Source organism: Actinomadura sp. 3N407 (genome assembly GCF_052245875.1).
Classification (GTDB): Bacteria; Actinomycetota; Actinomycetes; order Streptosporangiales; family Streptosporangiaceae; genus Spirillospora.
Window position 1 is genome coordinate 91011 of sequence record NZ_JBQQBP010000018.1, and the last position, 12505, is coordinate 103515.

At 73.9% G+C, this 12505-nt stretch carries 8 protein-coding genes; 3 read left to right on the forward strand and 5 right to left on the reverse strand.

The window, feature by feature from the left end; translation table 11 throughout:
- Positions 1-88: 88 nt before the first annotated feature.
- The 5 genes from ACTWPP_RS35090 to tkt form a co-directional block, all read right to left on the reverse strand.
- Positions 89-1780, reverse strand: coding sequence for a hypothetical protein (locus ACTWPP_RS35090; RefSeq protein WP_443108713.1), 1692 nt, complete (start codon positions 1778-1780; stop codon positions 89-91).
- Positions 1777-3498: a phosphoheptose isomerase gene (locus ACTWPP_RS35095; RefSeq protein ID WP_443108714.1), complete on the reverse strand. Its 1722-nt coding sequence runs from the start codon at positions 3496-3498 to the stop codon at positions 1777-1779. Before ACTWPP_RS35095 ends, ACTWPP_RS35090 begins: the two co-directional genes overlap by 4 nt.
- A 122-nt stretch (positions 3499-3620) precedes the next feature.
- Complete coding sequence (locus tag ACTWPP_RS35100; protein ID WP_443108715.1) at positions 3621-5294, reverse strand: glucose-6-phosphate isomerase; 1674 nt, start codon at positions 5292-5294, stop codon at positions 3621-3623.
- On the reverse strand, positions 5291-6406 hold the full coding sequence (gene tal, locus ACTWPP_RS35105) for a transaldolase (RefSeq protein ID WP_443108716.1): 1116 nt from the start codon (positions 6404-6406) through the stop codon (positions 5291-5293). Before tal ends, ACTWPP_RS35100 begins: the two co-directional genes overlap by 4 nt.
- A 20-nt stretch (positions 6407-6426) precedes the next feature.
- A complete protein-coding gene (gene tkt, locus ACTWPP_RS35110) occupies positions 6427-8553 on the reverse strand; it encodes a transketolase (protein ID WP_443108717.1) in 2127 nt (708 codons plus the stop codon).
- A 663-nt stretch (positions 8554-9216) separates the two neighbouring features.
- Here tkt and ACTWPP_RS35115 point away from each other — a divergent pair.
- The 3 genes from ACTWPP_RS35115 (at position 9217) to ACTWPP_RS35125 (ending at position 12490) form a co-directional block, all read left to right on the forward strand.
- Positions 9217-10140 (forward strand): heme o synthase, encoded by a 924-nt coding sequence (locus tag ACTWPP_RS35115; protein WP_443108825.1) that lies wholly within the window; start codon positions 9217-9219, stop codon positions 10138-10140.
- Positions 10141-10222: 82 nt separating this feature from the next.
- Positions 10223-11446, forward strand: a complete 1224-nt coding sequence (locus ACTWPP_RS35120; protein WP_443108718.1) for a PrsW family intramembrane metalloprotease — start codon at positions 10223-10225, stop codon at positions 11444-11446.
- A 48-nt stretch (positions 11447-11494) separates the two neighbouring features.
- Complete coding sequence (locus tag ACTWPP_RS35125; protein WP_443108719.1) at positions 11495-12490, forward strand: COX15/CtaA family protein; 996 nt, start codon at positions 11495-11497, stop codon at positions 12488-12490.
- Positions 12491-12505: the final 15 nt, after the last annotated feature.

A 12505-nucleotide genomic window follows, 5' to 3' on the forward strand; every position in this document is an offset into this window, starting at 1 on the left:
AACATCTTGGTCCTGACCCCGTGCTCTGTGCGTGAACGAACGAAACGAGAAAGAACTGAAGCGAGTGCGCGCCGCGGGGGCGGCGCGTTCAATCCCCTCCTCTTGCGGGGTCCGCCCTGGCGGAGTCGAGGAGCCGGGCGAGCCCCGCCCAGCGGTTCTGCAGGTGCAGCCGGACCACCGGGCGGCCCGCCGCGCGTGCGTCGCGGGCGTCCGCGAGCGCCCGGGCGAGCTGCAGCATGCCGAGCCGGTGATGCCGGTCCGGGACGGGTACGTCGCGAACCACGTTCCCGGTCACCAACAGGAATACGCCTCCGTCCGGCTGATCATTCCCGCCCGCGGGCTGCCGGCCGCCCCAGCCGACCGTCACCGGGCGGCCGCAGCGGGCGGCGAGCAGCGCGGCGAGCCTGCGGATCTGCGTCCCCTGCCCGCGCGTCTCGTCAGGGTCCAGGTAGGCGACGATCGCCAGGTGCTCGTCCGCGCCGATCCCCACGGTCAGCGCGTCCAGAAGCCGCGGCAGGTCGGTCGCCGCCGCCAGCGCGGGGACGGTGGTGTGCACCTCCACGGCCCGGCCGGGGTCGCCGTCGGCGAACAGCGGGTCGCCCGACCCGTCGTCGAGCGTCATCGGGGCCGCGCGGTCCCGCGGCGCGAGGGGGTCCAGCTCCAGCAGGTAGGCGGCGACGGCGGCGGCGTACTCCCACACGACGAGCTGGGCGGCGAGCGGACCGGTGACGGTGGAGTCGTCCTGGTGCGGGCGGCCGTCGAACGTCACGAGGAACAGGTCGTCGGCCGGGCTCAGCGGGAGGCCGCCGCCCTGGACGACGGGGGTGAGACGCCCGCGGACCGTCTCCTCCAGCAGCAGCGCGACCCATCCGGCGATGCCCGGCAGCGCCGCGGGGTAGCCGCCGAGCACGGCCGTCCGCCGGCCGGTGCGGACCGCCCCGCCGAGGATGGCGCCGAGGACGAGGCCCGGATTGTTCTCCGGCCTGGTGAGCGAGGGCAGGACGGCGGTGGCCGCGTCGAGCAGCGGCCCCACGTCGGCGCCGGCCAGCGCGGCGGGCACCAGCGCGTAGGGGGACAGGGCGCCGAACGCGGTCGGGGCGGGCGCTTCGACCAGCGAATGGCCCGCCTCCGTCGCGCGTTTGGCCGCCGCCGCGCCCGGCTCGGCGACGGTGACGAACCGCCGCGCGATCTCGGCGGGGGACAGGCCGAGGTCCCGGAGCGTCTCGGCGAACACCTGGCGGAGCGTGTCGGTGCCGGGATCGTCGCCGGTGACGACGATCATCGTCCGGTTCAGCCGCTCGGGGTCGTCGCGGATGCGCAGCAGCGGGCCGGGCTCCGGGCCGTCGAGCACGGTGAACGGTGACACGCCGGCGCCGGCCGGGGCGTCGTCGTCCTCGTCCCCGTCCTCCCGGGCGGCCGTGGCCGCGGCCGCGTCCCGTTCGGTGAGCCGGTGCGCCGCGACGATCAGCTCCGCGGCGCGGGCCGGGGCGCCGCGCCCCAGCAGCGCCACCTCGGTCAGCCCGTCCGCGCGGGCCCGCGCACGCAGCTCTTCGGCACGGTCCAGCACCGCGCGGGCCGGCCCGGGCTGCCCCGGCCAGCACAGCGGCCGGCCCTCCAGCCCGGCGGTCGCGGTCGACGGCCACAGCGACGCGTCCTCCGACGCCAGCCGGACCGGCACCTGGTCGATCCACAGCCGGCCCAGGACCCGCTCGGCGGCCTCCTTCAGCGGGCCGCGGGCGGTGATGGCCGTCTCCCCCGAGACGACGGCGGTGAAGGTCACGGCCGGCGCGCTCCCGCCACCGACCGCATCGCCTCGGTGAGCTTGCCCGCGCCCTCCACCGGGTCGCGCAGATGCAGCCGGATCACCGGCAGCCTGCGCTCCCGCAGCGCCCGCAGCTCCGCCAGGGCGCGCGCGAGCTGCAGTTTCGCGAGGCTGTAGGGGCGGCCGGGAATGGGGTGCGAGGCCAGCGTGTCGCCGGGCGCGGGGTCGCCGGTGATGATGAGGAACGCGCCGTTGCCCGGTCCGTCCTTGTGCACCGGCCCCGTCGCGTGCGGGTACGCCGGGCCCGGCCCGTAGGCGACGGGACGACCGGACCCGCGCGCCATGGACGGCGCGAGGTAGCGGCCGGAGAAGTCGCCCGACAGGTACGTCATGACGGACAGGTACCCGTCGTTGGGAACCGAGGCGACCAGCCCGCCGAGGACGGTCCGCAGCTCCGCGCCGGGCGGCCACGGGAAGTCGGCGTACACCTCGATGCCGTCCTCGGCGTACACCGGCTCCTCCGCGGTCAGCGGGCCGCCGCCCGCCGAGCGCAGCATCGTCGCCGCGTCGTCCTCGGACTCCTGGACGACGGTGCTGCCCGCCTCGAACGGATTCACGCCGAGCAGCCATCCGCCGACCGCCGTCGCGTACTCCCACAGCAGGAACTGCGCGCCGAGCGGCGCCCACACCGAGGTGTCGGACTCGTCCTGCGCCGCCGACCGCGGGTTGATCGACACGCCGTGCACGTCCGGGAAGTCGCCCCGCCCGCCCGGCGGCTCGAACGCCAGCACCCCGCGGCCCCGCTTGCCGGTGCCGACCGCGAGGAGCTGGGAGATCCAGCTGCTCAGCGCGCCCGGCCCGCCGGGTTCGCGCAGCAGCACCTTGTCGCGGGCCAGGCCGCCCGGCCCCTGCTGGGCGCAGCCACCGAGGACCGCGCCGAGCAGCAGGCCCGGGTTGTCCTCGTCCTTGCCCAGCGACGGCACCAGCGACGCCGCCTCGTCCAGCAGCCGTTCCGCGTCGGCGCCCGCGAGGACGGCCGGGACGAGCCCGTACGCCGACAGCGCCCCGAAATGCCCGGGAAGGTACGGGTCGGTGAGCCCGATCCGGTAGCCGCACTGCCGGGCGAAGTCGTGCAGCGGGCTCCCATGATCGGTGATCACCAGGAACCGGCCCGCGATCTCCCGCTCCGACAGCCCCCGCTCACGGAACGCACCGGTGAAGATCCGCCGGTAGGCGTCGCCCTCCAGCGACACGCCCGCCTTGCTGGCCAGCACGACCAGCGTGCGGTCGAGCCGCTCCATCGCGAACGTGAGCGCCGCGGTATCGCTGCCGTCCAGCACGGTCAGCTCGCCCGTGCCCTGCCCGCTCGAGCTCTGACCGCCCGCGCCCTGTCCCGCCGCGCCCTGTCCCGCCGCGCCGGCGGCGACCGCCGGTGCGTGCGCCTCCATGATCGCCTGGGCGGCGAGGCTCTCCGCCCCGACGCCGATCAGCACGATGTGGTCGAGGCCCGAGTAGCGCGCCTCCGCGACGAGGCCGTCCACCTGGCTCAGCAGGCCGCGGGAGGCGAACGGCAGGTCGAGCCAGCCCAGCCTGCTGTGGTCGACCGCGCGCCGCCCCCACAGCCGCGGGTCCTTGGCGGCCAGCGCGCCGGGGACGCCGCAGCTGACGAGGTAGTCCCTCGCCTGCAGCGCCGAGTCCAGCACGTCGCCGCGCGTCAATACGTCGAATCCGGACACCGTTCCCTCCTGCCCCCCATCGTTTCAGGAGAGAATGGGCATTGGCGACCTCTCCCTCGATCTTCTTCACCGCGTCGGGTGAGCGCCGGGCCACACGGAGCACCGCGACGGGAGAGCCCGCGTCAGGCGAGCGCCTCGGTCAGCTGAGCGAGACCCTCCGCGCGGTCGCGCAGATGCAGGCGGTAGACGGGACGGCCGAGCGACCGGACCACCCGCAGGTCGCCGAACGCCTGCGCGAGCTGCAGCTCCCCGAGGCTGTACGGCCGCCCCGGCACCGGGACGTCCTCGGTGAAGGCACCGGTGACCTGCAGGAACGCCCCGTTCTGCGGGCCGCCCTTGTGGTACTGGCCGGCCGTGTGCAGGTAGCGCGGCCCCCACCCGAACGTGACGGGCGCCGGACTCCTGCGGACCTTCGCGCACCGCGCCGCCAGCAGCGGCCGCAACCCGGCCGCCGCCGCATCGCCACGGCGGTCCAGGTACGCCAGGACGGCGAGGTAGCCGCCGTCCGGGACGCCGTCCAGGATCACCTCCAGCGCCTCGGGCAGCGTCTGCGCGCCGCGCAGCGCGTCCTCGGCGGCGTGCACCTCCACGGCCCCCGACACCAGCTCCGGCGGCCTCCGCACGACCGTGGGCGCGGTGCCCTCCTCCGACCGCAGCAGCGCCGCCGTGCTCTGCACCGACTCGCCGACGTCCGGCTCGTCGAACGGGTCGACGCCCAGCACGCGGGACGCCACCGCCGCCGCGTACTCCCACAGCAGGAACTGCGCGCCGAGCGGGCCCGCGACGTTCACCCCCGCCTCGCGTCCGGGGCCGGGCTCGTCCTGCCGGCGGCCCAGGATGACGCGCCGCAGGTCGCCGGACAGCTCGAAGCCGGGCGCGTCGGCGCTCTCCACCACGACCGGCAGGAGGCCTTTGCCGTCCTTGCCCAGCGCGCCGCCGATCAGCTGCTCCGCCCACCCGGCGAAGCCGTCCAGGCCGGAGCCGTGGTCGGCGATGACGAGCTTGTCGCGGGCGCCGAGCGCGGAGGAGCCCAGCGCCGCGCCCAGCGCCAGGGCCGGATTGTCGTAGGGCTGCCGGAGCGTCGGCGTCAGCCGGGACGCCTGGTCCAGCAGCACGTCCACGTCGACGCCGGCGAGCGCGGCGGGGACCAGCGCCCGCGCGCCGAGCGCGCCGAAACGACCGTCGACGTCGGATTCGGCGCGGACGAGGTGGTGGCCCACCTCCCGGGCGGCCCGTTCGAGCGCCGACCCCTCCTCCGCGACGACGACGAACCGGCGCGCCAGCTCGGCGCCGCCCAGCCCCGCCTCGGAGAACGCGCGCCCGAAGACGCGCCGCAGCGACTCCGCCTCGATGCTCTCGCCCACCACGACCACGACCGTCCGGCGCAGGTCGCCCGCCAGGACGCCCGACACCTCGTGCGGATCGGTGGTGTCCAGCACGATCAGCTCTGCCGGCTCCGCCGCGGACCGGAACGCGGACCGGAACATCGCCTCCGCGGCGACCGCGGGCCCGCCCGCGCCCGCCAGCACGATCCGGTCGAGCCCTGCCTCACGGGCCTCGCCCGCCGGCTCGGCCAGCAGGCCCGTCAGAGACCGCGAGGCCTCCGGCAGGTCCAGCCAGCCCAGCCGGCGGGCGGCCAGCGGGGCCGCGTCGGGCCCCCACAGCTTCGCGTTGCCGGACGTCAGAGAGCCCGGCACGCCGTCGGAGACCAGGCGGTCCAGGACCGTCTCGCTCTCGTCGACGACGGTGCCGCGGATGGTGACCGAGATCCCCCCGGCGGTCACCACCGAGGTCACGCGCCGGCCCTCTTGGAGTCCAGCTCGCCGGTGATGGAGTCGAGCATCTCCTTCCACGACACCGCGAACTTCTCGACGCCCTCGTCCTCCAGCACCTTCACGACGTCGTCGTAGTCGACGCCGGCGTCCTTCAGCGCCGCCATGTGCGCGCGGGACTCGTCGTAGGCGCCCCGGACGGTGTCGCCGCGGACCTGGCCGTGGTCGGCCTCGGCCGCCAGCGTCGCCTCCGGCATCGTGTTGACCGTGCCCGGCGCGACCAGCTCGTCCACGTACAGCGTGTCGTTGAGGTCCGGGTCCTTCACCCCGGTGGAGGCCCACAGCGGACGCTGGGGACGGGCCCCGGCGTCCTTCAGCGCCTTCCACCGGTCCGTGCCGAACCTCTCCTCGTACAGCGCGTACGCGAGCCGGGCGTTGGCGAGGCCCGCCTTCGAGCGCAGCCCCTTCGCCTCCTCCGAACCGATCTTGTCGAGCCGCTTGTCGATCTCGGTGTCCACCCGGCTGACGAAGAACGACGCCACCGACGCGATCTTCGACAGGTCGTGGCCGTTCTCACGCGCCTTCTCCAGCCCGGCGAAGAACGCGTCGATGACCTCGCCGTAGCGCTCCAGCGAGAAGATCAGCGTCACGTTCACGCTGATGCCCTCCGACAGCGCCGCCGTGATCGCCGGCAGGCCCTCCTTCGTCGCCGGGATCTTGATGAACAGGTTCGGCCGGTCCACCAGCCACCACAGCGCCCGCGCCTCGGCGACCGTCCGGCGGGTGTCGCGGGCCAGCCGCGGGTCCACCTCGATCGACACGCGGCCGTCCAGCCCGTCCGTCCGGTCGTACACCGGGCGGAGCACGTCGCAGCCCCAGCGGATGTCGTAGGTGGTGATCGCGCGGGACGCCTCCTCGACGTCCACCCCCCGCACCGCCAGGTCGCGGACCTGGTCGTCGTAGGCGGTGCCCTTGCTCAGCGCCTTCGCGAAGATCGTCGGGTTGGACGTGACGCCGACGACGTGCTTGTCCTTGACGAGGTCCGCCAGGTTGCCCGTCCGCAGCCGCTCACGGCTGATGTCGTCCAGCCAGATCGACACGCCCTCGTCCGAGAGCTCCTTCAGAATCTCACTCATCGATGCTCCTCGTCACGGTCCTAGTTGCCGGTGGTCTCGCCTCGCCCGGCGTGCTTGACGCCGGCCTTGATCAGGCTGGCCTTCGCCGCCGCGACGACCCGCTCGGAGGTGATGCCGAACTGCAGGAAAAGCGTCTTGTGGTCGGCCGACGCGCCGAAGTGCTCCAGGCTCACCGACTCGCCGGCGTCGCCGACGAAGCCGCGCCAGCCGAGCGCGACCCCGGCCTCCACCGACACGCGGGCGTGCACCCCGGGCGGCAGGACCTCCTGCCGGTAGGCGTCGGACTGCGCCTCGAACCACTCCACGCACGGCATCGACACGACCCGGGTCGGGGTGCCCTCGGACTGCAGGGCCGTCCGGGCCTCCAGCGCGAGCTGGACCTCGCTGCCGGTGGCGATGATGATCACATCGGGCTGCCCGCCGTCGGCGTCCGCCAGCACGTAGCCGCCCTTGGCGACGCCCTCCGCGGACGCGAGTTCGCCGCCGCGGTCGAACGTCGGCAGCTTCTGCCGGGTCAGCGCGATGCCCGCCGGGCGGTCGGTGTGCCCGAGGACGGTCCGCCACGCCACCGCCGTCTCGTTGGCGTCCGCCGGCCGGACGACGTCCAGGCCCGGGATCGCCCGCAGCGCCCACAGGTGCTCGACCGGCTGGTGCGTCGGGCCGTCCTCGCCGAGGCCGATCGAGTCGTGCGTCCACACGAACGTGACCGGCAGCTTCATCAGCGCCGCCAGCCGGACCGCCGGGCGCATGTAGTCACTGAAGATCAGGAACGTGCCGCCGTACGGGCGGGTCCCGCCGTGCAGCGCGATCCCGTTGCAGATCGCGCCCATCGCGTGCTCGCGGACACCGAAGTGCAGCGTGCGGCCGTAGCGGTGGCCGGGGAACTCCTTGGTCTGGAACTCCTCGGGGATGAACGACGGCTCGCCCTTCATCGTCGTGTTGTTGCTGTCGGCCAGGTCCGCCGAGCCGCCCCACAGTTCCGGCAGCACCGGCGCCAGCGCCGCCAGGATGTCACCGGACGCCTTGCGGGTCGCGACGTCGGTGCCGGCGTCGAACTCCGGCAGCGCGCCCTCCCAGCCGTTCGGCAGCGTGCGCGCCGCGATCCGGTCGAACTCGGCCGCCCGCTCGGGGTTGGCCTCCCGCCACGCGCCGAACGCCTTGTTCCACTCGGCGTGGTCGGCGCGGCCGCGGTCGCAGACCTTGCGGGTGTGCGCCAGGACGTCCTCGGGGACGTGGAACGACTCGGCCGGGTCGACGCCGAGGATCCGCTTGGTCGCGGCGACCTCGTCGGCGCCGAGCGCCGAGCCGTGGATCTTGCCGGTGTTCTTCTTGTTCGGCGCCGGCCAGCCGATGATCGTCCGCAGCGCGATGAACGACGGGCGGGACGTGTCGGCCTTCGCCGCCGTGAACGCCGCCGCGAGCGCGGTGACGTTCTCCTCGTAGTCGCCGTCCTCGGTCCAGTCGACCCGGTGGACGTCCCAGCCGTAGGCCGCGTAGCGGGCCGGCACGTCCTCCGACAGCGCGATCGCGGTGTCGTCCTCGATCGAGATGTGGTTGTCGTCGTAGAGCAGCACCAGGTTGCCGAGCCGCTGATGGGCCGCCAGCGCGCTCGCCTCGTGGCTGATGCCCTCCTGGATGTCACCGTCGGACGCGAACGCCCAGACCGTGTGGTCGAAAGGCGACTCGCCCTGCGGCGCGTCAGGGTCGAACAGGCCGCGCTCGCGGCGCGCCGCCATCGCCATCCCGACGGCGTTCGCGACGCCCTGCCCCAGCGGGCCCGTGGTCGTCTCCACGCCCGCCGTGTGCCCGAACTCCGGGTGGCCGGGGGTGAGGCTGCCCCACTTGCGCAGCGCCTTCAGGTCGTCCAGCGTCATCGGGTAGCCCGACAGGTAGAGCTGGATGTACAGGGTCAGGCTGGAGTGCCCGCAGGAGAGCACGAACCTGTCCCGGCCGGGCCAGTGCGGATCCGTCGGATCGTGCCGGAGGAACCGCTGGAACAAAAGGTGGGCGGCGGGCGCGAGGCTCATCGCCGTTCCAGGATGACCGGAGCCCGCTTCCTCGACCGCGTCCATGGCGAGGACGCGGATCAGATCCACCGCCCGCCGGTCTTGGTCGGACCACTCAAACGTGCTGTTGTCCCTGCTCACGGAACGCCAGGCTCCTCTCGAACCGGTGTAATGACACTCTGTAGGTTGTGCCGCCGCCACGGCCGGGCACGGCACGGCCCGGGCACGCGATCGGTCTTCCCGCTGGCCCCGTGCGCCGGCCGCGTCCGCGGCCGGCGAAGATCATGCCGCGCCCCCAGCGAGCCTATCGCGCGGGAGGGTCGCCGCAGGCGGGCACGAGGCGCCGCGTCCTCGGGGGGCCGCGCCGCTTCAAGCACCCTTGCCCGAACGCCCCGGGGGCTAACCCCCCGCACGGGTGATCCCGCGGGGGATCCGGCGACTCTCCGGGAAGGGGTCCGTCCGGGGGACACGCGGGGACGCGCGCCGGACGGGCGACGCCGCGCGGGGCGTCCGGTGACCCGGTGCGCGACCCCCGGAGGGGGCGGACTACAGTGAGGGCGCGGTTGACGACAGCGGCCGCGGCAGCAAGACCGAAGCCGAAGTTGCACCCAGCCGAGGCCGGCCCGGATCGCGGGGGCGCCGCCGAGTTGGTACGCGATTTCTCATCCCTAGTTGGACGTGGACCCGATTGTGACGGTGCTCAGTAACAAGCGCGGGGTCGAGATCGACGGAGAGCTCGACGCCGGTCGGTTGAACGGTGGCGGGTGGGGGCTGGAGGACGGTGAGCAGGTGCCGGGGGCGCCCGTGACCCCGCTCGCGCCCGCCGAACAGGCCGTCCCCAGGACGATCGGCGCGAGCGTACGCGCCTACGTGGCGCTGACCAAGCCGCGCGTCATCGAACTGCTCCTGATCACCACCATCCCGGTGATGTTCCTGGCGGCCGGGGGCGTCCCGCCGCTGTCGACCGTGCTGCTGACGCTGGCGTTCGGGACCATGTCCGCCGGGGCCGCCAATGCGATCAACTGCTACATCGACCGCGACATCGACGCCAAGATGCGCCGCACCCGGCGCCGCCCGCTGGCCCGCCACCAGGTCACCCCCGCCCGCGCCCTGATCTTCGGGGTCACGCTCGCGGCGCTGTCCACGGCGGGCTTCCTGCTCGCCGTCAACCCGGTCGCCGCGGCCGGGTCGCTGTTCGCGATCCTCTTCTACGTCTTCGTGTACTCGCTGCTGCTCAAGCGGCGCACGCCGCAGAACGTCGTGTGGGGCGGCATCGCCGGGTGCATGCCCGTCCTCATCGGCTGGGCGGCGGTCACCGGCGGCCTCGCCTGGACCCCGTTCGTCCTGTTCGGCGTCGTGTTCCTGTGGACGCCGCCGCACACGTGGACGCTCGCGATGCGCTACCGCGAGGACTACGCGGTCGCCAAGGTCCCCATGCTGCCGGTCGTCGCCACCGAGCGGCGCGTCGTCACCGAGAGCCTCGCCTACACCTACGCGACCGTGGCGTGCTCGCTGCTGCTGTGGCCGGTGGCCGGGATGGGCCCGGTGTACGGCGCCGTCGCGGTCGTGCTCGGCCTGGTCTTCCTCGCCGAGGGGCACCGGCTGCTGAACGCGGTCCGCGCCGGGGTGACCGGCGTCCATCTGCGGCCGATGCGGTTCTTCCACCTCTCGAACGTCTACCTGGCGCTGCTGTTCACCGCCGTGGCCATCGACCCGATCCTGCACTGACCACGGTTTTCCCCGCGGACGGTGACCGTCCGTGATGGCCCGGGCTTAGCACTTCGCCCTACCTGCCGTTACGCTTCGCGTCATGGCGCGTGTGGACCCCAAGGCGGTGCTCGAAGGGCGGATTCCCGGCAGGCCCCCGGTCGGCCTCATCCTCGGCATGACCGTGTCGGGGCTGTGCGCCGTGATCGCGCTCGGCGTCACCGCCGTGTACGGGGGACCGGGGTTCTGGGTGGGCGCGCTGCTCGCCATCGTCCCGATCCCCGTGCTGATCGCCCTCGCGCTCACCCTGGACCGGCTGGAGCCGGAACCGCCGCGCGCGCTGGCGTTCTCGTTCATGTGGGGCGCGGGCGTCGCCGTGCTCGGCGCCCTCGTGCTCAACACCGCCGGCCTGCTGTACGTCACCGTCCCCATCTTCGGCGAGCCCGAAGGCCACTTCGTCAGCGCCACCTTCGGCGCCCCCGTCATCGAGGAGACGCTGAAGGGCGCCGTCCTGTTCGGCATGCTCTGGTTCCGCCGCAACGAGATCGACGGATTCGCCGACGGGATCATCTACGCCGCCATGGTCGGCCTCGGCTTCGCCATGATGGAGAACATCACGTACTACATGCGGGCGTTCGAGGAGGGCGGCACGGAGCAGCTCGGGGCCGTGTTCATCCTGCGCGGCCTGATCATGCCGCTCAGCCACCCGCTGTTCACCTCGATGATCGGCCTCGGCGTCGCCTACGCCGCCACGCACCGGCGGGGCCAGATCATCGCGCCGCTCGCCGGGCTGCTCGGCGCGATGATCCTGCACGGGCTGTGGAACGGCTCCGCGACGCTCGGGCTCGGCGGCCTCGGCATCGTCTACGCGCTGGACTTCTGCATCCTGGTCGCCCTGGTCGTGGTCGTGTTCGTCGAGCGCCGGGGCACCGTCCGCCGCATCGAGACGTACCTGCCGACGTACGCCGCGACGGGCCTGGTGACACCGCAGGACATCCGGATGCTGCGCTCCCTCCCGGCCCGCCGCGCCGCCCGCCGCTGGGCCCGCGTCGTCGGCGGCCCGCCCGCCGGGCGCGCCATGACCGACTACCAGCTCGCCGCGACGGAGCTGGCGCTGCTGCACAAGCGCGCCGACCGCGGCGTCGCCGACCAGCGCTGGTTCGTCACCCGCCGCGACTCGCTGCTCAACCTGATGTCGCTGGCCAGGCAGGCGTTCCTGCGCACCCCGCCGCGCCCCGGGACGAACCGGACCTCCGGCCCTCCCTGGGCGGGGCAGGGCCCGTCCGGATTCCTTCCGCCCAGCCCGCCGGGCCCCTACGGACGGTGACCGGGGGCCGGATCACGATCACCGGGGCCCGGCCATACGATTGGTGCCGTGGCAGAGCGACGGTCGTCCAACCCCCCGCGCCGGATCTGGAACGCCGTGTGGCGTCCGACCCCCAGGTCGCTGCGGCTGCTCGCGCTCCTCGGCGTCATCGGCAACGTGGTGATCGTCGTCAGCGGCGGCGCCGTCCGCGTCACCAAGTCGGGGCTCGGCTGCCCCGACTGGCCCCGCTGCTCCGGCGACAGCCTCGTCCCCACCCACAATCCCGAGCACCACGTGCTCAACATGTCGATCGAGTTCGGCAACCGCCTGATCACCTTCGTGGTGCTCGCCGCGGGCCTGCTGGTGTTCATCGCGGCGCTGCGGCTGCGGCCACGCCGCAAGGAACTGGTCTGGTGGGCGCTGGCCCAGCCGATGAGCGTCGTCGCGCAGGCCGTCATCGGCGGGATCGTGGTGCTCACCGAACTGCACCCGGCCGCCGTGTCCCTGCACTTCCTCGTCTCGCCGGCCCTGCTGGTCTTCTGCGTGGCCCTGTGGATCCGCGCCGGTGAGGGCGACGCCCCGCCCCGGCGGCTCACCGGCCCCTGGACGCGCCGCCTCACCGCCGCGCTCCTGGTGGCCTGCGCCGCCGTGCTCGTCGCGGGAACCGTCGTCACCGGCACGGGCCCCCACGCGGGCGACGCGGATTCCCGCCGGTACGGCTTCGACATCACCGACGTCGCCCGCATCCACAGCGTGCTGGCCTGGGTCACCACGGCCCTGACGGTGATCGTGGTCATCGCCCTGTACCGCACCGGTGCCCCGGCCGCGGCGCGCCGCCGCGCGCACGAGCTGACCGCCATCATCGTCCTCCAGGGCGCCGTCGGCTACGTCCAGTACTCCCTGGGCGTCCCCGAGGGCCTGGTCCTCCTGCACATGCTCGGCTCGGTGCTGATGTGGATCGCGGCGTTCCGCCTCTTCTTCGCGCTCCGCGACCGCGGCCCCGTCCCCGCCGTAGAACCGTCCCCGGCCGCCGCCCCGAAGACCGAATCGCCCCAGCCCGCCTGACGCGGCCGCGGACCC